Below are 20,571 nucleotides of genomic sequence, written 5' to 3' on the forward strand. Positions count from 1 at the left end.
ATTTTAATGAGGACTAAGGTTTGAGTTTGCATCGTTGCGACCGCCATCTTGTGTGGGCGGATCGTCGGGATTTCAACGAGCAAGGTTTCAATATTTTTGTACATGCAGCAATATATTCCATTAATATATGCTAAATACCTTATTTGAAATAAAGTATTGAAAATAGAGGTTAAGTAGTATATTAAAATACTAAAAAAGTATGGATTGAGGAAATTTCAATGGAATTAAGAACATTAAAGTATTTTGCTACTGTGGTCGAAGAAAAAAGTATTACAAAAGCTGCTGAAAAATTATGTATCGCACAACCACCACTTACACGACAAATCAAAAACTTAGAGTCAGAGTTAGGTGTCGTATTATTTGAAAGAGGCATGAGACCGATCAAAACAACTGAAGTTGGAGAATTTTTTTACCAATATGCTGTACAGATACTGACCTTAACAGCACATGCTAAATCGATGGTAAATCGATATAAAGTGACAGATACTACGGTACGAATTGGGTATGTTGGTTCGCTTTTTTATTGGAAATTACCTGAGATCATTGATTATTTAAGAAAGCATATTGCAAATATAAAAGTTGAATTAGTGGAATGCGGAACCAGGGACCAGGTAGAAGCTTTGAAATTGGGAAAAATTGATATTGGGTTTGGTCGATTAGGAATTAGTGATCCTTCAATAAAAAGAATAGTGATCGAAAGAGAGCAACTTTTTTTAGCAGTGCACAAAGATCATACATTAGTGACCCAAAATGTTAAGGAAGTACATTTATCACAATTGGTCAACGAACATATTTATATATATCCAAATACTCCTAAACCAAACTTCTCAACTTTTGTTCAAGGAATATTCTCTGAACTTGACTTAATTCCCCAAAATCTGATCGAGACGAGAGAAATCCATATGGCATTGGGGATGGTGTCATCTGGTGAGGGGGGGTGTATTATTCCAAAGAGTGCATGCTCTATAGGTATGAAAAATTTGAAATTTATACCAATTTTAGATAATGAGGCTGAAAGTCCAATTACAGTTGCCTATAGAAGTATCGATAATAATGAATATATCAAACAAATATTAGATTATTTAGACGAATTGAAGAGCATGAACTAATTTTTTTAGATTAGATTAATATAAAATATCTATTTATATGTAATATTTAATGGAAAAATAAATAGAATAATAGTGTTAAAAATGATATTTATTTTATAAATCAGCATAAATTGGCATGGATTTGTCATAGGGATAGCGCTGATCTATAAAATATTTAGGATGATTTCGATGGAAAAAATTTCCGAGTTAATGAGCAATGATGCAAAAAAAAAGGATATTTATGCTTGGTATGTTGTAATACTTTGCATGGTTGCATATATATTTTCTTTTATCGATCGTCAAATTTTGGCTTTGATGATTGAACCGATAAAAGCAGATTTGAATTTAACAGACACGCAATTCAGTCTACTCCATGGACTAGCTTTTTCTTTATTTTACGCATTCATGGGTCTGCCGCTGGCTTATATCGCAGATCGATTCTCAAGACCAAAATTAATTGCTGCTGGGATTGTATTTTGGAGCATTGCAACAGCTTTATGTGGTTTAAGTAAGAACTTTATCCAGTTGTTTTTGAGCAGAATGGGTGTAGGAATTGGTGAAGCTGCTTTGTCACCTGCAGCCTATTCAATGTTTAGTGATATGTTTGCAAAAGATAAATTGGGTCGAGCTGTCGCTATTTATTCGATTGGATCTTTTGTTGGTGGGGGAATCGCGTTTTTAGTAGGCGGTTTTGTCATTGGATTACTCAAGGACATGTCACTTATCGCTGTACCTTTGCTCGGGATGTTAAAGGCATGGCAAGTGGCGTTTATTTTAGTGGGTTTGCCAGGAGTCATTATTGGCATATTGGTACTTTTAACTGTTAAAGATCCTAAGCGTAAAGGGCAGATGGTCGATGCGCAGGGGAACGTGGTAAAAGTAAAGCTTAGTGATACTTTTAAATTCCTGAAAAAGCATAAAAAAACATTTACATGTCATTATTTAGGATTTACTTTTTATGCCATGGCATTGTTTTGCTTAATTAGCTGGACACCTGCATTTTACATACGACATTATAATATGACAGCCACTGAAGTGGGTTATATGTTGGGTGCCGTATTGCTGATTTCAAATACTTTGGGTGTATTTTCGGCTGGTTGGATGAATGATTATTTTATTCAAAAAGGCAGAAAAGATTCGCCTATGTTTGTGGGGGTGATTGGAATTGTAGGTCTTATTATTCCAATGATTTTGTTTTCACAAGTTAATGAATTATGGCTATCAGTTACATTGTTGGTTGTTGCAATGTTTTTTGCTTCTTTCCCAATGCCGATCTCAACAACAGCAATGCAAATGCTTTCGCCAAATCAATTACGTGCCCAAATCTCATCTATCTTTTTACTCATCAGTAATTTGATTGCTTTAGGTATTGGTACCACATTAGTGGCTTTAATTACGGATCGTATTTTTGAAAATCCTTTAATGGTCGGTTCATCGATATCTATTGTTGGTGCAATATCATGCGTATTGTGCTTTGTATTATTGAAAGTGGGTTGTAAAGCCTTCGAAAATAGCTTGCAAGTTGAGTCTAAATAAAACATGTCTGAATAAAATAATGAGGGTACACCTATCATGTATTTATCGAATCTGAAACTTTTAAAGAAATTCAACTTATTGTCTTCAAAAGATTATTTTCAGATTAAAGATGTGATAGGACAATACTTGTGCCCTCATCAATTTGAAGTATGTAATGATGAATCTTTAGAGGTAAAATTAAGTGGGTTTTCATTTGGTCAAGTTGCACTATTTGAATTAAGTTACAACGCTCCAGTTCAAATTAGTTTCGGTGCTGAGTGTCAAAGTTATCTGTTTAGATTTAATTTGGAAGGGGGATGTAAAGTCAAATATGATCATTCAATTTATCAACAACGTCCTGGATTACTTACAGTTTCTCATCCTCATTTTGAAAATAGAATTGAACTCCAAGCCAAATGTAGAAATATTATATTAAAAATTGATCATGAGTTGATCAATACTGTTTTATATCGCTTATTGGGATATATACCTCAAAAAAATCTTATTTTCGATAGTGGCATTTCCTATACATCTGAAGAAAGAATTTCAATTTTAGAAACACTGAACTACTTATGCTTTGCATATTCAAATATTGAAAACTGGTGGCAAATTTCTGATAGCTTTAGTTCATATTTGACTGAGTTATTATTGATCAAAATTCCACATAATTTCAGTGAAAGAATCGCAGATAAAAAAAATCAACTCATCCCAAGTTATATCAAAAATGCAGCTCACTTGATTGAGCAACATTATATGGAAGCAATCTCGATTGAGGAAGTTGCTAGGCTTGTAAAAGTCTCGGTAAGAACGCTTCAAAAGGGATTTAATACCTATTTGAACCAAACGCCTCTCAGTTTCATGACATCAATCAAATTGGACCGAGTTCATCAAGAACTTAAACACACTCAGGTTGATCAGCCTATAATTGATATCTTCAATGCGCATGGTGTAAGAAGCTTTGGACACTTTACTCGGCTTTATAAAAAATGTTATGGATGCACGCCTTCAGAAACCGTTAAACAAAACAAATTAATAGAAATAAATTCGTAATTCGAATAGCAGTACCGCTTTTTGACGCGAGCAAAAAGAAGAATCTTTCCTACTATCACAATACACAATAAATATGTAAGGGAAGAAAATGAAAATCACAGTTCTCGGCGGTGGACATGGATGTTATGCATCAGCAGTGGAAATGGCGGAAAAAAATCACGAAGTTAAATTATGGCGAAGAGATCGAGATTCACTAAAAGAATTAGCGAAATATGGTGAGCTTACTGTAAAAGACTTTCGTGGCACTAGAACAGTATCTGTTGGGGATGAACATCAAAAAATTCAACTTGAAACTGATTTATCCAAAGCTATTGAAAACGCTGAATTGATTATTATTCCTTTACCCGCAACAAGCCATGAAGATTTATCGATTGAAATAGCACCCTACTTAACATCTGGTCAAGTCGTATTTTTACCCCCAGGTACTTTTGGAACATACCTATTTGCTCAAGCAATGCTTAAAGTTGGGAATAAGTCTGACGTGGCTTTTGCAGAAACAGGTACGTTGCCATATTTAGTAAGAAAACATAGTCCGAATTCTATCGTGATTAGTGTATATGCGACGAGATTGCCTACTGGGGTCTATCCAGCAAAATTAAAAGATCATGCTATTAGAGTATTAAAGCAAGCTTATGACAGCATCGAGCCTATAGAGGATGCTTTGAGTGGAGCTTTAATGAATGCAGGACCCATTATTCATCCTCCATTAATTATGCTCAATGCTGCACCTTTAGAACATTTTGATGTATGGGATATTCATAATGAAGGTACTCAACCTTCAGTGAGGAGAGTAACGAGCTTATTAGATCAAGAGCGAATGAATATTCGTGAAGCATTGGGATACTCGAAACAGCATTTCCCACTCGCAGATCACTACAATAAAGAGGGTGAAGGAGATGAGTGGATGTATGGTAGGGGGGCACATGGTAAGTTGACTGACAGTGGCGATTGGCGTGAGAAAATAGATTTACATTCACATCGGTATATGCTCGAAGACACACGATTAGGCCTGTCATTTATTGTATCGGTTGGTAAGTATGTTGGAGTCAAAACGCCGATTGCTGAAGGGCTTCTGAATATCGCATCATCAATTACTGGTAGGGATTTGTATAGTGAGGGTCGCACTCTTGAAAATTTAGGGTTATTTGATTTAACACAGCAACAATTAAAACACCTGTTGAACTCCGGAGAGCAATCTGCATGATTAAAAATATTATTATTGTAGGTGCAGGCAGAATGGGTAATGCGATTGCGATCGCATTCGCATATGCAGGAATTGAGATTGCACTTGTAGACGTAAAAGATCGAAACCCAGCAGAAAAAAATGAATTTCTGCAAAAATGGAATGACAGCCTCGAACAAGAGTTGCATCTCTTAGAACATATCGGGATGTTAGTGAATGATCAATGTAAAGTATTAAAAGAAAGAATTCATTTCTATTTCAAAGATAATCAAACTATTGATTGGAAAAATTGTGAATTAATTATTGAAGGTGTACCTGAAATAATGACTCATAAACAACACTGTTTTCGGTGGTTGGAACCCTTAATTTCTAAAAACTGTATTGTGGCATCAACGACTTCGACCTTTTTGGTCACTGATATAGCAAAATTAATTTCTCATCCAGAACGTATTGTTAATGCGCATTGGCTTAATCCTGGATATTTAATGCCTTTAGTTGAGCTAAGCCGATCTGAGCATACTGCTGATATAGTAGTAGAAAAACTAAAAACATTACTTGAGGCAATTGGTAAAGTCCCTGTGATTTGTAATGCAGTTGCTGGATACATTGTTCCAAGAATTCAAGCATTGGCAATGAATGAAGCAGCGAGAATGGTTGAAGAAAACGTAGCAAGTGCTGAGGATATTGATAAAGCGATTCGTACAGGTTTTGGTTTGCGTTTTTCAGTGTTAGGTATGCTAGAGTTTATCGATTGGGGTGGAGGAGATATTTTGTATCATGCTTCTGAGTATTTGAGAGAAGAACTTGGTGAGCGTTACAAAGCCCCTGATATTATCAAAAAAAATATGAGGGAAAATAGAAATGGTATTAGAGAACTATCAGGTTTTTACAAATATGAAAGCATGGATATTTATCAATATAAACTAAATGTCATATCAAAATTCGCTGAAAATTTGCGATTTAATCAGCTTATTCCACAATATGAAATTATGAAATAAGCGTTAGTAGGTAAAAAGATTTTAGTCTTTTTACCTATTTGGCATTAAATTGAATATTTTCTTTAATTGTAAATTTAGTGACTCAAGTTCTTGTTCATCAAAAGAATTTAATATACCAGCTAAAGTAACACGATTGATCTGATTAATTTCATCCACAAGACCATATCCTTTTTCAGTGAGCTTCACCATAGAAATCCTTTCATCATGAGGGGATGAGAAAACTTCAACTATACCTTCTTCGACTAATCTATAGATTGCCTTAGTTGCAGTTGTTAATTTGATTGTTGCTAAATTTGCTATTTCAGTGATATTGGCTTCACCGAGAGCATTTGTACTCAAAATGATTTTTCTTTTTGTATTATCGAGACCTATTTTTTTTAAAGATTTATCAATCAATTGGGAATACTTACCATTAACTTGAGATATCCAAAAAAATGGGAAATTTTCCAAACTTTTGGGATCGTTATTTGGCAAATAATTTTCAAAATTTTTTAACATGAGCAGCAATTAAACTTAAAAAAATATAATTGATTATACAAGAAAAAAGACAAAGATTATTTTATTTCAAAATAACTTGACAAATACAGTAATTTTTCAGATATTGATGTTGAGTATAAAAATACATGGAAAAGTGAATTGAATATTATATCTAGAAGTCTCTCTTTAGGAGATGGAAAAATTAGAGTCGTGGTTAAAGACTCAATTGATATACAAAATGAAGTGACGACACTTGGAACTCAGGCGCGCAGTGGAGCATGCCCTGCAATTTCACATGCTGAAATTATAAAAAATATACTCAGCAGTGATTGCAAAATTATTGGAAAAACTCATCTTCATGAACTTGCATTCGGTATAACTGGAATAAACAAAAACTTCGGAACACCATTAAATGTTAAATATCCGCAACTTATTCCAGGAGGCTCTTCCAGTGGTTCGGCTGCAGCTATTGCGGCAGGTCTAGCAGACTTCAGTATTGGTACGGATACTGGTGGCTCAATTCGTATGCCAGCCGCTTGCTGTGGAGTGTATGGATTAAAACCTTCATTTGGTCGTGTAAGTCGTGATGGTGTTTGGCCAAAAGATACCACTTTAGACTGCGTCGGACCATTCGCATCAGATATCAACAATCTGATTCTTGCTATGCAGATCATTGATCCTACATTTAACGAAATCCAAATCGATCTACAGCAGATTCAATTAGGAATATTACGTGTCGAAGCGGAATCTGAAATTTGGCGTGTCTTAGATGCTGAGTTAACAAAAATTGATTTACCTCAAAAAAATCTATTCATAGACAATATTGATGAGGCATATCAAGCAGGTATGTCGATCATTAATTACGAAACTTGGGGTGCATATCATGATCTTACTCAAACTGGACTTCTAGCCAATGATGTTCAGCAGCGTTTATTAAAAGCATCTGAAACCACTCAACAAGATGTAGAAAATGCTGAATTAATAAGAACTCAATTCACAGAGCAGATCAATGATTTACTCAACAATGTTGATGTTTTGATACTGCCGACACTACCTCAATTTCCACCTAAATTAGACGAAGCTGAAAATACTGTTGCTTTCCTCAATTTAACTAAGCTCGTGCGACCATTCAATCTATCGGGCCATCCAGCGCTTACGATTCCATATGAAACATCAAATGGCTTACCTGTCGGTATGCAATTAATTGCTAAGCATGGTGAAGATGAAAAATTGTGTGCTATTGCACAACACATTGTCGATATTACGAAGCATTCACAAGGAGGTGGCAAATGAGCAATTTAGCCAAAGATCAAACAGAGAGCTTGATTGATCTTGAAGAATTATGTCAAGAGATTAGACAGCGAGCGTGTTCAGGTGAATTTGACGAACAAGCATACGTGAGTCAAGACATTATTCAAAAACTGAAATCAATTGGGGTATATCGTGCTTTAGTTCCTAAACGTTTCGGTGGTGATGAGGTTTCACCGCGTACGTTTTGTGAACTTATTGAAAGGCTCTCTAAAGCAGATGGATCAGTAGGTTGGGTTGCAAGTTTTGGTATGAGCCCAGCTTATCTTGGGAGTTTACCTGAAGAGACACTTTCTGAACTTTATAAAAAAGGTCCAGATATCGTTTTTGCTGGTGGAATTTTTCCACCGCAAGCTGCTCAAGTGACCGATGAGGGTTTAGTTGTAAAAGGTCGTTGGAAATTCTCAAGTGGTTGTAAAGGTGCAGATATCGTTGGTGTAGGCATTGCCCCGATCAAAGATAATGAATCTCATGGCTTACCACGTATGGCTGTTTTACCAGCGCATAAAGCTAAAATTGAAATGACGTGGGATACAGTAGGTTTAAAAGGCACAGGTAGTCACGATCTCATTGTCGATAATGTACTTGTACCTGAGCATTGGACTTTTGTTCGGGGTGAGCCATCTAAACTCAGCGAACCATTTTTCAAATATCCATCCCTCTCTTTGGCGACTCAAGTCCTTACCGTAGTCGGAATTGGCGTAGCCTCGGCGTCATTGGAAGAATTTAGAAAATTAGCTCCAGGTAAGTCGTCGATTACTGGAGGTGCAGAAATTGCTAATCGACCTATCACTCAGTACGAATTTGCGAAAGCTGAAGCTGAGTTCCTAGCTGCAAGAACATGGTTCTACAACACCATGGATATTGTATGGGAAGAAGTACTCAACGGACGAAAACCTGAACCACATTTAATTAGTGATATGCGTCTATCTTGTACACATGCGGCAAGAGTCTGTTCAAAGGTCACCCGCAAAATGCAAATGTTAGCTGGCATGACTGCCATTTATACCAACCATCCATTTAGTCGCTTTGTGAATGACACGAATGTCGTGACACAGCATGCATTTATGGGTGATGCAACTTTACAAAATGCTGGTGCGATGAGCTTTGGGCTTAATCCGACACCTGGATATTTATAAATGACCGAAAAGAAGGAAATCGAAATGGAAGCTAAAAAATCATTACGCGTATTGTTCTGTATGGGGATTAACCAAAACTTTTTTGATGCAGAGCCAGCAGAAGCAAAAGCAGTGTGGGCAGCATTTGGTGAAATGTGGAATGGTATCCATGATTTACCTGGCGTGCATGTATACGGCAACTTAGATGATGATCAAAGCATGGTAGGTGCAAGTACGGGTTGGCCTTGGACAACCTATTTATTGGCTGATGTACCTGATATTGAAACAGTTCATGCTGCATGTAACTTATTCCGTACGACTGTGGTCGGAGAAGGTCCATATAAACTTTGGAAGTATTGCAAAGTTGAAGCAAGAGTTGGTCGTGAATTAATTATTCAACGATAAGGATATCGATATGGTCGACTCTAATGAACTCAAAAGCATTCTTCAACGTCTTCAACAGTTGGAAGCGCAGAATCAAATTCGTAATTGCCTAAATCGCTATATGGAAATTTGTGATGAACTTAATCAAAACACAAATTTAGAAGCGCTGATGGATTTATTTGATCCTGAGTGTATTTGGGAGGGGGTAGGGAAAAAATACGCCCAGTCATTTGGTCGGCTTGAGTCTTGGCTGGCGGTATATGACATGTTTAAAGCATACACGCTGAAGGACTCGCATTTTGTTATGAATGCACATTTTGTGAATTCTGAACAAATTTATATTGATGGTGATGTGGCTATTGGGCATTGGTTGATGTTGCAAACATCTACTTTCAAAACGGGTGCAAGCCACTTGAATGCAGCCAAACTGACAATCCGTTTTAAGCAACAAAATAATGGCATTTGGAAAATCAAACACTTCCAAACAGAAAATATTTTCAGTCGACCAGTAACGCATTGGACCAGTGATGATGAGTTACCAGTACCGCAATCAAATTTAGTCGGTTGAGTTGCATAAGTTATAAGGGAATACATGATGAATAGTGCAATACCAGTTCAAAATATTGAAATTGATTACAATGAATTAGTTCAAAGTGACCGAGTGCATACCTCTTTATATAAAGATGCACAAATCTTTGAAGATGAAATGGAAAAAATTTTTTACAGCACTTGGGTTTGGGTTGCTCATGCAAGTGAAATTCCAGATGCTGGTAGTTATAAAACGATTAATATTGGTAAACAACCTGTAGTTGCTGTACGGGATCGTAAGAAAAAAGTCCACGTTTTACTCAACCGCTGTCGCCATCGTGCTGCTACAGTTTGTGAGCATAAAAAAGGCAAAACAAATAGCTTTGTATGTCCATATCATGGTTGGAGTTACGCTTTGGATGGTACATTGCGTGGCGTTCCTTCACCTGAAAGTTATGGCGAATGTTTAGATAAATCTGAATTTCCACTGATCAGCCTACGTGTAGAAGAATATAACGGTATGATCTTTGCAACCTTCAAAGACGATATCGAGCCATTAGAAGACTTTTTAGGTGCTGCGAAAAAGTGGATTGATCTATTCATGAAGCAAGGCGCAGGTTATCCAGTCAAAGTATTAGGTGAACATCGTTTTACATTCCCAGGTAACTGGAAGATTCAGTTGGAAAATACAACTGACGCGTATCATTTCCCATTAGTTCATAAATCATTCTTAAGTTCTGTAGACGAAAAAACAGAAGAGCTTTTCAACTTTGAAAATCAACCAGGCTATGTTGAAGATCTAGGAAATGGTCACAGCGTGATGGTGATGATTCCAGAACTGGTAGATCTTGATGAAGAGTTGATGGAGCGACCAATCCAAGAGCGTTTTGAAGAACTTGCCCAAGCGCTGCGTGAAGAAGGTCATGAGGAACTTGAAGTTCGTCGAATTTGCCGTGCTGTCGGTGGTTCGGGCTTTAACTTAAATATTTTCCCTAACATTGCATGTTCTATGGCCTTCTTCCGTGTAATGCAACCATTAGCGGTAGATAAAACTGAAATTCACCACTCAGTGATTACGATGGATGGTGGACCACAAATTGCCAACCAATATCGCCTACGTCTACATGAACATTTCCAAGGTCCTTTCGGTTTTGGTACGCCAGATGATGCGGAAGCTTGGGAGCGTGTACAGCATGGTGCAAATGCGGGCAATGATCTTTGGATCATGTTGAACCGTGGTTTACCAGGAGAAGTCAAAACTGAAGATGGTCTGAAGAGTGACGTGAGTGCTGAAACAGGCATGCGTGGCGCTTACCAACAATGGAAAAAGTTGATGACGGCTTAAGGGGAAGAGCATGAAAATTAATTTAAATCTTTTGAACGAAGTAACAGCATTCATTTGGGCTGAAGCTGACATGTTAGATCATTCAGAGTATCAAGCATGGTTAAATTTATGGAATGAAAATGGCAAATACATCATTCCAATTGATCCATCATTGACAGATTACGAAAACCATTTGAACTATGCATATGACAATCACCACATGCGTCAATTACGTGTAGAGCGTTTAGAAAATGGTGAAGCAATCTCGACAGCTCCCAAGGCCAATACTGTTCGCAGCCTGTCACGTGTGCGAATTATTGAAGAAACTGATCACAAGATAATTTTACGCTGTGCACAAAATTTAAGAGAGTTCCGCAAAGAAAATTTGCGTCATTACACTGCTGATGTGATTTATGAGCTAATACGTCAAGAGAATGGCGAACTCAAAATAGACCGTAAAATTATCAATCTAGTCAATTCGACAGATACCTTAGCTGGTATCAGTTACATTCTATAGGAGGTGACCATGTCACAAGTTGTTTTGGTTACTGGTGCTGCCTCTGGTTTAGGTAATGTGATTGCTGAATATTTTGCTGAACAAGGGCATCAAGTTATTTTAACTGCAAGTACCTTAGAAAAAGCGGAAAGCGCTAAAGCTGCGAGTCAGTATCCATCGCAGATGTATCCCTTAAAACTGGATATATCAGTAGAGCAGGACTTTAGAGATGCAGTGAGTTGGATTGAAACTCATTTCAACAAGTTGGATGTTTTAATCAATAACGCCACAGTAACTAAAGCAACTCCTGTCCTTGAAATCACTGCGAGAGATTTTGATTGGGTGACACAAGTCAACCAACGAGGAACCTTTCAGTCATGTCAAATTATTGGTCAATATATGGCATCTAAAGGCTTTGGTCGAATTATCAACATGGCTTCGTTGGCTGGTCAGAATGGTGGTACTGCAACAGGAGCACATTATGCAGCTTCAAAAGGTGCAATCGTAACTTTGACTAAAATTTTTGCAAAAGAATTTGCCGCTAAAGGTGTGACGGTAAATGCCGTAGCACCAGGACCAATGGAGTCTCCAATAGTACACAGCGTTGTTTCAGATGAAAAAATGGAAGCGTTTATCAATAATATTCCTGTTAAGGCTTTAGGCAGTATGAGTTTTATCGCTGAAACTTGTGCTTTGTTAGCATCCCCACAAGCAGCTTTTGTGACAGGAGCAACATGGGATATTAACGGAGGACTATTTATGCGCTAAGCATTGGCTTAGTCATAAAGGGGGAAAACTATGAACGAAAAATACTCCGTAATAGTAAATAAAAGATCAGTAGAAGCGGAAAATGTTGTTGTCTTAGATTTAATTTCAGCAACTGAGTCTCCATTACCTGAAATCGAAGCTGGATCACATATCGATCTATTCCTGCCTAATGGTTTAATCCGTCAGTATTCTCTATGTCAAGATCCTAGTTTAAAAGGTGTTTTTCGATTAGGGATCTTAAAAGATGAAGCATCAAGAGGGGGATCACTGTCGGCGTTTAATGACATCACTGAAGGGATGCAACTACAAGTCAGCCATCCTAAAAATTTGTTCCCATTGTTAGATGCATCTCACAGCGTTTTAGTTGGTGGTGGTATTGGGATTACACCGTTAATTACCATGGCTTATGATTTATTGAATAACAATAAGTCATTTGAATTGCATTATTGTGCAGCTTCTAAACAAACCGCTGCATTTGTAGATGAAATCAAGCAAGGTCCCTTAGCGAGTTATACAACTTTCCATTTTAAAGATGATGGTGCAAATCATCGTGAATTTTTTGATCACGCAATGAAAGATATTGCCAAAGATTCACATTTATATACCTGTGGTCCTAATGGATTTATGGATTGGATTATTAATCTTGCTGAGTCTAAGGGTTTTAGTTCCGATCAATTACATAAAGAATATTTTCAGGTAGATATTGATTTAGGTGGCGCTAGTTTTGAAGTTGTTGCACAACAAAGTGGTAAAACGATTCAAGTAGCTCCAGAGGAAACTATTCTGCAAGCTTTAGCGCGAGAAGGGATTAAAGTCGAGTTATCGTGCGAACAGGGCGTTTGTGGAACGTGTATGTGTGATGTGCTTGAAGGCGAACCCGATCATCGAGACGTCTACTTTACTGACGAAGAAAAAGAAAGTAATGAGCAGATTTTAGTGTGTTGTTCTCGATCAAAAACACCGAGATTAGTTTTAGATATTTAATAGTTGAATTGCCATCATGGAAGGTCATTTTGGGATTCAGGAGAAGGGAATGAATAGTTATCAAAAATCGGAAGAACAAGCTATTGATCCGATGAAATTCCGCAGAGCACTCGGTAATTTTGCAACTGGGGTTACCATTATTACAGCGCAAAATGCGCAAGGTGAAAAAGTGGGTGTAACTGCCAATAGTTTTAACTCAGTTTCATTAGACCCACCTTTAATCTTGTGGAGTATTGATAAAAAATCGACCAGTTTTGAAGTTTTTAAAAACTCTAGTCATTTTGCAGTCAATATTTTATCTGGATCTCAAATCGAAGTATCGAATAAATTTGCTAAACGCAATATTGATAAATTCGAAGGAGCAAACTACCGTTTGGGTGTAGGTAATGCTCCAGTTCTGGAAAATTGCTCTGCTGTTTTTGAATGTGAATTATTTCAAATTGTAGAAGGCGGGGATCACTGGATTATTATTGGAAAGGTCGTTAATTTTCAAGATGAAGGTCGTAGTCCATTAGTATATCACCAGGGTGCGTACTCAGCAGTAACACCACACCCAATGTTAAGAATTAAAGATTCAAATCCGGTCCAAACTGATGATTTGGGTCAACTATATCAAGGTAACTTATATAATAATGTTGCCTATCTCATGAGTCGAGCATTCAAGTTTTATCAAAATGATTACATCCCAAAGCAATTAGTCACAGGTTTTAGAACGAGTGAAGCTCGAATGCTTTTAGTGCTAGGCAGTGGTGCAAGTTCATGCAAAGATGATTTACCACGTGATATAGCAATGCCTATGCGAGAAATAGAAAGAGCAGCGGAAATCCTTAAGAAGGATGAGCTACTAGTCGAAACAGAAGAATTCTACCAATTAACGGATAAAGGTAAAAAAACCGCACATTATTTATTTGATATAGCTGATGAGCATCAAAATGAAGTATTTGCAAAATACAGTGACCAAGAAAAGAATACCTTTATCACCATTCTAAAAGATATTGCGGGTATTCATTAAATCAAATTGGGCTAAATGTTAGATCATTTGGCCTTTTTTCAATCTATGAAGATTTAAAAGGGATTTAATTATTAATTAAGGTATATAAATATACTTAAAAGAAAATTGAATTTTCTATGGAATTGGAAAAGAATTGGGTTGAATATATGAAATTTCATATAGCTGAATAGAAAAAATTAAACAGGGTTGAGTGAGAAAATCAGTAAAAAACTAAGGGGAAGTTGAGTGAAAAAGTTACCTACATTTGCAATACTAGCAATTTGCTGTAATACAGCAGTTTATGCGGACTTGGTAAAAGATAGTCAAACGACAATAAATTTAAGAAATTTCTTTATTGATCGAAATAACACAACACAGCCTGATGTTGGTAGTTGGTCACAAGCATTAGGTCTAAAGTTTAGTTCAGGTTATACCAATACACCCGTTCAGGTGGGTTTTGACGTGACTTCAAGTTACGCACTAAGATTATCAAATCATAATGCTGAAAGGTCTGATTCGATCTTACCATTTGATCCCATAAAAAATGAGCAAGAACGTAGTTATAATAAATTTGGTGCAACCTTAAAGCTGAAATATAAAGATTCTGAGCTATTAGTTGGGGAACTTTCGCCAAGAACACCTGTTGCATTTATTGATGATTCACGTCAGTTGGTGACAACATATGCTGGTGCGGCATTTGAAACGAAAGCGATTCAAAATTTAAAATTTTCAGCTGGAAGAATCACTCATATAAACGCGCGTAATGATGATGAGTTTGAAAAACTAAGCTTGTTTGCACCAGGTAAAGCAAGAATAGAAAGTAATGGTTTAAGTTATGTTGGTTTAGACTATAATTTTAGCCCTAAAATTTCAGGCTCTTACTGGTTTGGTCAGCTGGAAGATATTTATAACCAACATTATTTAAATGCAGCATATAACACTCAAATTGGCGACTCTAAAATTAAATTAGATGCACGTTATTTCCATAACAGTGAAGCTGGTGACAAATACTATGGAAACATAGATAGCAAAACATTTGGCGTTCAGGCCAACATTCAAAATGGCTCACATAGTTTTGCTGCAGGTGTTCAAAAAAATTCCGGGGATACCAATTTTCCAACATTTGATGGATTCGCTCCTCAACCTTTCCTACATACTTGGTCAACTTTAGGTTTCATCAAACCTGAAGAACTTACTTATCATGCACTTTATTCTTATGACTTTAAAAATGTTGGTTTGCCGGGTTTAAGAACGACTTTGCGTTATTTATATGGCACGAACATAGAGCGTAATGGCCTACCAGATAATAAAGAGACTGAAGCTAATTTCATTGTCGGCTATACCGTTCCAGAAGGGTCTTTTAAAGGGTTGGGTATAGAGTGGAGGTATATCGACACGACTACTAAATATGGTGCAGGAACAACCAATGGTAATGATTTTGTTGAAAATCGAATCATTACTACATATAGCTATAAATTCTAATTACATAAACAGTTAATGGACAAACTGGAGATTATATGATGTTTAAAAAATTATTATTATCAACAAGCTTAATCGCAATTGCCACTTATGCTCAAGCTGATATCACGATTGGAGTTGTGACATCATCATCCGGACCTGTAGCAATGGTAGGTATACCACAAAAAAATACAGTTGCTTTATTACCTAAAAAAATTGGTAATGAAAACGTTCGATATATTTCTCTTGATGATGCGAGTGATCCTACAGCATCTGTCAAAGCTGTCGAGAAACTAATAAAAGAAAACAAAGTTGATGCAATTATTGGTCCTTCTGGTTCACCAAATGCTTCTGCAGTGATAGGGACAATTGCTAAAGCGAAAGTACCTCTTCTTGCACCGGTTGGAACTTCTACGATAGTCATGCCAATGAATGACCAAAAAAAATGGGTGTTTAAAACCACCCAGAATGATGAAATCATCGCAGAAGCGCTTGTGCAAGATATGGTGAAGCGAAAAATTACAACTCTAGGATTTATCGGTACTGCTGATCCGTATGGAGAAAACTGGGGAAAAGTCTTAGCGAATTTAGCAAAGAAAAATGGGATTAAAATCGTTGCTCAAGAATCATTTCAACGTCAAGATACCTCTCTAACTGGTCAAGCGTTAAAACTCATAAGTAAAAAACCACAGGCAATTCTAGTTGCAGCACCAGGTAGTTCAGCAGTGCCTCCACAAACTGCTTTATATGATCGAGGCTATCGAGGGCAAATTTATCAAACGCATGGTGCGGCTTTAGATCAATATTTAAAAATGGGTGGCAAGAAAGTAGAAAATACGATTTTAGCTGCCAGTTTAATGCTTGTTTTAAATGAAGTATCTAATACACATCCTTCTAAGAAAATTGCTACTAAATATATCAATGATTATAAAGCAAAATATAAACAAACACCTGCAACCTTCGGGGCAAATGTGTATGACGCAGGTATTTTGCTTGAAAAAGCTGTACCGACTGCTTTGAAAAAAGCAAAGCCTGGCACCGTGCAATTCCGTGAAGCTCTACGTGATGCATTGGAATCTACAAAAGAAGTCGCAGGAACTCAAGGCGTGTATAACATGAGCCCATCTGATCATAGTGGATTTGACAAGCGTGGGCGTGAAATGATCATTGTTAAAAATGGTCAGTGGAAACTACTGAAGTAAATTTAGCTTTTCATAAATGAACTCAGAGCGATATGCATATATCGCTCTAGGTAAATTCATCCTCAAAAAAGGGTAGGAAGATGTTATGGATTTAAATATCGCGTTAATTTTGGGGCAGGATGGTATTACCAGTGGTGCTATTTATGCATTATTAGCGCTATGTATCATTTTAGTTTTTACTGTCACTCGGATATTACTTATTCCATTGGGTGAATTTGCTGTATTTGGTGCATTGACTTTGGCATCCATTCAAGCAGGTATTCCAAGCTTAATAGTTTGGCTGGTAGTTGCATTTTTTATTGTCAATACAAGTCTGGATTTATACGCTAAATTTTTTAAAAATCAAATATTTAATATCAAAATTTTTATTGCGTCATTGATTTATATTTCTTTGATCGTTATCGCGATGTACACACTACCTTTAGCGACGCTTCCAATGCCAATTCAAGTTTTATTGACTTTGGCTGTGATTACACCGCTTGGTCCTCAAATGTATCGCACTTTTTTTCAACCTTTAGTGGCAGCCAAACCTTTAGTTTTATTGATCGTGTCGATAGCGGTTCATGTGGCATTAGTCGGTTTAGGACTCGTGATATTCGGTCCAAATGGTGCTCAAACACAACCGTTTAGTGACAAAAGCTTTGAGATTGGGACTCTTGTTTTAAGCAGTCAAACTTTGATCATTATCGTTTCATTCTTTGTGATGATTTTAGTGCTTTGGTATTTCTTTGAAAAAACACTCTATGGCAAGGCATTGCATGCAACCGCTGTCAATCGAGTCGGTGCACAGCTCATGGGTATTTCTCCAATCTTTGCGGGCAAACTGACTTTTGTTTTAGCTACATTTATCGGAACGTTATCAGGCATTTTAATTGCACCGATCACAACCCTGTATTACGACTCAGGATTTATTTTAAGTCTGAAGGGATTTGTAGGGGCAATCATTGGAGGACTAATCAGCTTCCCAGTCGCAGCAATTGGTGCCGTGATTGTTGGTGTTATTGAGTCTTTCTCCATGTTTTGGGCAAGTGATTACAAAGAAATCATCGTCTTTACATTAATTATTCCTTTCTTACTTTGGAAATCACTCACAACTCGTCATGTTGAGGAGGATGAAGAATGAAATCAAAAACTTATTTCTTTATATTTGCGCTAATTGTATTCATCAGCCCATTTTTTTTACCGACCTATCAAGTCACTTTATTGAACTATATTGGTCTAAATGCATTAGTCGTGTTAGGTCTTGTATTGGTGACAGGCGTTGGAGGCATGACTACATTTGGTCAAGCAGCCTTAGTGGGAATTGGCGCATACGCAACTGCTTACTTAACTGTGACTGAACAATTACCAAGTTTCCTCGCATGGACAGGTGGCAATCCTTGGTTTGGACTTCTGCTCGGAATAGTCATTACAGTCGCATCTGCGATTTTGGTGGGTGGCTTAACACTTAAACTTTCAGGGCATTATCTGCCTTTAGGTACGATCGCTTGGGGCATTTCACTTTATTATTTCTTTTCGACCATTGAAACTTTAGGTGGGCATTCTGGAATTTCGAATATTCCCTCTATTTCTATCGCAGGATTTGCCTTTGATAACGGCAACAAAATGTTCTACCTCATTTGGCTCATTGTATTTATTGCCATTATTTTGACAAAAAATCTTTTAAATTCTCGAGAGGGTCGAGCAATCCGTGCTTTGAAAGGCGGACAAGTAATGGCTGAGTCTATGGGCGTAAATACGTTTAGAGCAAAAATGATCATCTTTGTGATTGCTGCAATTTTTGCATCAATTTCAGGGTGGCTTTATGCACACACGCAAACTTTTATTAACCCGACACCTTTTGGACTCCAAATGGGTATCGACTACTTGTTTATGGCGTTGTTAGGCGGTGTCGGTAGTATTTGGGGGGCAATATTAGGTGCAGGCATATTCACCATGGTACGCCAATGGTTGCAAGATGCTTTGCCTATTATTTTTGGCGGACAAGGTCATTATGAAACAATCGTATTTGGATTAATCATTGTTGTATTGATGCAAAAAGCACCATCAGGGATTTGGTCATTTATTACTAAGTTGATCCCAAATAAATATAAGCCTGTAGATTTATATCCTTCAATCCACCCCATTCCTCAAATGGACAAAGTAGAAAATCAAATCAACAAGGGTGAATTGATATTAGATGCGAAGAACATCACGAAAAAATTTGGTGGCTTAGTTGCGAACAATGAAATGAATATGAAAATTCACGCTGGAGAGGTTCTCGCTTTAATTGGTCCGAATGGTGCTGGTAAAAGTACCATGTTCAATCAAATATCAGGTGTAGATGTTCCAACAAGTGGTGAAGTTTTATTTAAAGGTAAAAAAATAAATGGCATACCATCCAGAGAAATTGCCAAATTAGGATTAAGTCGCACATTCCAACACGTAAAAATATTGCCTGAAATGACTGTATTAGAAAATACAGCCATAGGTGCACATTTGCGCGGAGAAAAAAGTGTCATCTCATCCATGTTACTTCTTGATCGAGTTGAAGAAAATGAACTTCTCAATGAGGCTAAATATCAACTAGAACGTGTAGGGCTTGGAGAATATTTGTATGTCGAAGCTGGCAGTTTAGCACTCGGGCAGCAACGTATTTTAGAAATTGCACGTGCTTTATGTGCGAACCCAAGCTTATTACTACTTGATGAGCCCGCAGCAGGATTAAGATTTAAAGAGAAACAAGCCTTAGCTGAACTTCTAGCCAAATTACGTGCTGAAGGTATGGCGATTCTCTTGGTCGAGCATGATATGGACTTTGTCATGAATCTCGCAGACCGAATTGTGGTCATGGAGTTCGGTCAAAAAATTGCTGAAGGATTACCAGAAGAAATTCAAAAAAATGAAGCTGTATTGGAAGCTTATTTAGGAGGTGCTGCATGATCACAATGCTTGGAAATCAAGAGGGCACGCCTCTGCTAGAAGTAAATAATTTGAGTGTTGCTTACGGAAAAGTCGAAGCGCTTTCAAATTTTAATATGCGTGTTAATCAAGGCCAAATTGTTTCTGTTGTTGGTCCAAATGGTGCGGGTAAAACAACTTTATTGTCTGCAATTATGGGGGTGCTGGGTTCTAAAGGACACGTCGATTTCGATGGGCATGTGGAGCAATGTCCACAGGTTGAGCAAATGGTCATTCATGGGCTCGGATTAGTGCCTGAAAAACGGGAGTTATTTGGAACAATGTCTATTGAAGACAATCTTATGCTTGGCGCTTTTCAACGCTATCGCCAAAGAGACAAAGAAATTTTCAGCACTTTAGATGAAGTGTATGACATTTTTCCTCGTTTGAAAGAAAGACGATCTCAGCAAGCAGGAACACTTTCTGGTGGTGAACGACAAATGCTTGCAGTGGGTCGTGCACTCATGGCTAAACCTAAATTGTTGATGCTTGATGAGCCGAGTTTGGGATTAGCACCACTCATCACTCGAGAAATTTTTAAGGTCATTGACCAATTAAGAGGACATGGCGTGTCTATCTTGTTAGTTGAGCAGAATGCCAGAGCTGCTTTAAAACTTGCAGATTATGCTTATGTCCTTGAAATGGGAGAACTATCAATGGAAGGAAGGGGCTCTGATTTAGTTGAAGATCCAAGAATCATCGAAAGTTACTTAGGAATTAATAGTAAGCATCAAGACGTATTAGCTATATAGAACATAA

At 37.2% G+C, this 20,571-nt stretch carries 20 protein-coding genes; 19 read left to right on the forward strand and 1 reads right to left on the reverse strand.

Annotated features, from left to right (window positions below; all coding sequences use genetic code 11):
- The first annotated feature begins 218 nt into the window (after window positions 1–218).
- From AC1M84_RS08795 to AC1M84_RS08815, 5 genes are all read left to right on the forward strand, one after another.
- Window positions 219–1,109, forward strand: coding sequence for a LysR family transcriptional regulator (locus tag AC1M84_RS08795; protein ID WP_035266330.1), 891 nt, complete (start codon window positions 219–221; stop codon window positions 1,107–1,109).
- Window positions 1,110–1,277: 168 nt separating this feature from the next.
- Window positions 1,278–2,624, forward strand: a complete 1,347-nt coding sequence (locus AC1M84_RS08800) for a spinster family MFS transporter (RefSeq protein WP_481594851.1) — start codon at window positions 1,278–1,280, stop codon at window positions 2,622–2,624.
- Window positions 2,625–2,702: 78 nt separating this feature from the next.
- Window positions 2,703–3,653 carry a helix-turn-helix transcriptional regulator gene (locus AC1M84_RS08805; protein ID WP_481594852.1) on the forward strand — a complete coding sequence of 317 codons (951 nt, stop codon included), beginning with the start codon at window positions 2,703–2,705 and terminating at the stop codon, window positions 3,651–3,653.
- Window positions 3,654–3,741: 88 nt separating this feature from the next.
- The gene (locus AC1M84_RS08810; RefSeq protein ID WP_481587687.1) at window positions 3,742–4,857 is read left to right on the forward strand and encodes an NAD/NADP octopine/nopaline dehydrogenase family protein; all 1,116 of its coding nucleotides are present in this window, start codon (window positions 3,742–3,744) and stop codon (window positions 4,855–4,857) included.
- Complete coding sequence (locus AC1M84_RS08815) at window positions 4,848–5,834, forward strand: 3-hydroxybutyryl-CoA dehydrogenase (protein WP_171260716.1); 987 nt, start codon at window positions 4,848–4,850, stop codon at window positions 5,832–5,834. Before AC1M84_RS08810 ends, AC1M84_RS08815 begins: the two co-directional genes overlap by 10 nt.
- Window positions 5,835–5,864: 30 nt before the next feature.
- Here AC1M84_RS08815 and AC1M84_RS08820 read toward each other — a convergent pair whose 3' ends face one another.
- Entirely contained in the window at window positions 5,865–6,332 is a 468-nt protein-coding gene (locus tag AC1M84_RS08820; RefSeq protein ID WP_092767678.1) for a MarR family winged helix-turn-helix transcriptional regulator, read from the reverse strand.
- Between the two features lie 138 nt (window positions 6,333–6,470).
- Here AC1M84_RS08820 and AC1M84_RS08825 point away from each other — a divergent pair, with 138 nt between their 5' ends.
- The 14 genes from AC1M84_RS08825 to AC1M84_RS08890 all read left to right on the forward strand — a co-directional run bounded on the left by AC1M84_RS08825 (window position 6,471) and on the right by AC1M84_RS08890 (window position 20,564).
- Window positions 6,471–7,604: an amidase gene (locus AC1M84_RS08825; protein ID WP_481589336.1), complete on the forward strand. Its 1,134-nt coding sequence runs from the start codon at window positions 6,471–6,473 to the stop codon at window positions 7,602–7,604.
- Window positions 7,601–8,758, forward strand: a complete 1,158-nt coding sequence (locus AC1M84_RS08830) for an acyl-CoA dehydrogenase family protein (RefSeq protein ID WP_481594853.1) — start codon at window positions 7,601–7,603, stop codon at window positions 8,756–8,758. Before AC1M84_RS08825 ends, AC1M84_RS08830 begins: the two co-directional genes overlap by 4 nt.
- Window positions 8,759–8,782: 24 nt before the next feature.
- Complete coding sequence (locus AC1M84_RS08835) at window positions 8,783–9,142, forward strand: hypothetical protein (RefSeq protein WP_035266405.1); 360 nt, start codon at window positions 8,783–8,785, stop codon at window positions 9,140–9,142.
- A gap of 10 nt (window positions 9,143–9,152) precedes the next feature.
- Window positions 9,153–9,689, forward strand: a complete 537-nt coding sequence (locus AC1M84_RS08840; protein ID WP_481594854.1) for a nuclear transport factor 2 family protein — start codon at window positions 9,153–9,155, stop codon at window positions 9,687–9,689.
- A 27-nt stretch (window positions 9,690–9,716) separates the two neighbouring features.
- Window positions 9,717–10,994 carry an aromatic ring-hydroxylating oxygenase subunit alpha gene (locus AC1M84_RS08845; RefSeq protein WP_035266339.1) on the forward strand — a complete coding sequence of 426 codons (1,278 nt, stop codon included), beginning with the start codon at window positions 9,717–9,719 and terminating at the stop codon, window positions 10,992–10,994.
- A gap of 10 nt (window positions 10,995–11,004) precedes the next feature.
- A complete protein-coding gene (locus AC1M84_RS08850; protein ID WP_092767687.1) occupies window positions 11,005–11,490 on the forward strand; it encodes an aromatic-ring-hydroxylating dioxygenase subunit beta in 486 nt (161 codons plus the stop codon).
- 9 nt (window positions 11,491–11,499) lie between these two features.
- Complete coding sequence (locus tag AC1M84_RS08855; protein ID WP_481589334.1) at window positions 11,500–12,237, forward strand: SDR family NAD(P)-dependent oxidoreductase; 738 nt, start codon at window positions 11,500–11,502, stop codon at window positions 12,235–12,237.
- 30 nt (window positions 12,238–12,267) lie between these two features.
- A complete protein-coding gene (locus tag AC1M84_RS08860; RefSeq protein ID WP_481594855.1) occupies window positions 12,268–13,221 on the forward strand; it encodes a PDR/VanB family oxidoreductase in 954 nt (317 codons plus the stop codon).
- A 49-nt stretch (window positions 13,222–13,270) separates the two neighbouring features.
- A complete protein-coding gene (locus AC1M84_RS08865; protein WP_180028234.1) occupies window positions 13,271–14,233 on the forward strand; it encodes a p-hydroxyphenylacetate 3-hydroxylase reductase component in 963 nt (320 codons plus the stop codon).
- Between the two features lie 225 nt (window positions 14,234–14,458).
- The gene (locus tag AC1M84_RS08870; RefSeq protein ID WP_035266345.1) at window positions 14,459–15,694 is read left to right on the forward strand and encodes an OprD family outer membrane porin; all 1,236 of its coding nucleotides are present in this window, start codon (window positions 14,459–14,461) and stop codon (window positions 15,692–15,694) included.
- Window positions 15,695–15,732: 38 nt separating this feature from the next.
- Window positions 15,733–16,872, forward strand: coding sequence for an ABC transporter substrate-binding protein (locus AC1M84_RS08875; RefSeq protein ID WP_481594856.1), 1,140 nt, complete (start codon window positions 15,733–15,735; stop codon window positions 16,870–16,872).
- A gap of 85 nt (window positions 16,873–16,957) precedes the next feature.
- A complete protein-coding gene (locus tag AC1M84_RS08880; protein WP_035266350.1) occupies window positions 16,958–17,995 on the forward strand; it encodes a branched-chain amino acid ABC transporter permease in 1,038 nt (345 codons plus the stop codon).
- Complete coding sequence (locus AC1M84_RS08885) at window positions 17,992–19,794, forward strand: branched-chain amino acid ABC transporter ATP-binding protein/permease (RefSeq protein ID WP_481594857.1); 1,803 nt, start codon at window positions 17,992–17,994, stop codon at window positions 19,792–19,794. The genes AC1M84_RS08880 and AC1M84_RS08885 overlap by 4 nt, the downstream gene beginning before the upstream one ends.
- Window positions 19,791–20,564, forward strand: coding sequence for an ABC transporter ATP-binding protein (locus AC1M84_RS08890; RefSeq protein ID WP_481593657.1), 774 nt, complete (start codon window positions 19,791–19,793; stop codon window positions 20,562–20,564). Before AC1M84_RS08885 ends, AC1M84_RS08890 begins: the two co-directional genes overlap by 4 nt.
- Window positions 20,565–20,571 lie beyond the last annotated feature (7 nt).

The organism is Acinetobacter sp. 24-47-66, from assembly GCF_056779755.1.

Coding starts and splice junctions, on each gene's coding strand:
- AC1M84_RS08875 (WP_481594856.1), top strand. CDS start 15,733: ATGTTTAAAAAATTATTATTATCAACAAGCTTAATCGCAATTGCCACT.
- AC1M84_RS08835 (WP_035266405.1), top strand. CDS start 8,783: ATGGAAGCTAAAAAATCATTACGCGTATTGTTCTGTATGGGGATTAAC.
- AC1M84_RS08880 (WP_035266350.1), top strand. CDS start 16,958: ATGGATTTAAATATCGCGTTAATTTTGGGGCAGGATGGTATTACCAGT.
- AC1M84_RS08800 (WP_481594851.1), top strand. CDS start 1,278: ATGGAAAAAATTTCCGAGTTAATGAGCAATGATGCAAAAAAAAAGGAT.
- AC1M84_RS08865 (WP_180028234.1), top strand. CDS start 13,271: ATGAATAGTTATCAAAAATCGGAAGAACAAGCTATTGATCCGATGAAA.
- AC1M84_RS08840 (WP_481594854.1), top strand. CDS start 9,153: ATGGTCGACTCTAATGAACTCAAAAGCATTCTTCAACGTCTTCAACAG.
- AC1M84_RS08850 (WP_092767687.1), top strand. CDS start 11,005: ATGAAAATTAATTTAAATCTTTTGAACGAAGTAACAGCATTCATTTGG.
- AC1M84_RS08885 (WP_481594857.1), top strand. CDS start 17,992: ATGAAATCAAAAACTTATTTCTTTATATTTGCGCTAATTGTATTCATC.
- AC1M84_RS08795 (WP_035266330.1), top strand. CDS start 219: ATGGAATTAAGAACATTAAAGTATTTTGCTACTGTGGTCGAAGAAAAA.
- AC1M84_RS08830 (WP_481594853.1), top strand. CDS start 7,601: ATGAGCAATTTAGCCAAAGATCAAACAGAGAGCTTGATTGATCTTGAA.
- AC1M84_RS08820 (WP_092767678.1), bottom strand. CDS start 6,332: ATGTTAAAAAATTTTGAAAATTATTTGCCAAATAACGATCCCAAAAGT.
- AC1M84_RS08860 (WP_481594855.1), top strand. CDS start 12,268: ATGAACGAAAAATACTCCGTAATAGTAAATAAAAGATCAGTAGAAGCG.
- AC1M84_RS08855 (WP_481589334.1), top strand. CDS start 11,500: ATGTCACAAGTTGTTTTGGTTACTGGTGCTGCCTCTGGTTTAGGTAAT.
- AC1M84_RS08845 (WP_035266339.1), top strand. CDS start 9,717: ATGAATAGTGCAATACCAGTTCAAAATATTGAAATTGATTACAATGAA.
- AC1M84_RS08810 (WP_481587687.1), top strand. CDS start 3,742: ATGAAAATCACAGTTCTCGGCGGTGGACATGGATGTTATGCATCAGCA.
- AC1M84_RS08890 (WP_481593657.1), top strand. CDS start 19,791: ATGATCACAATGCTTGGAAATCAAGAGGGCACGCCTCTGCTAGAAGTA.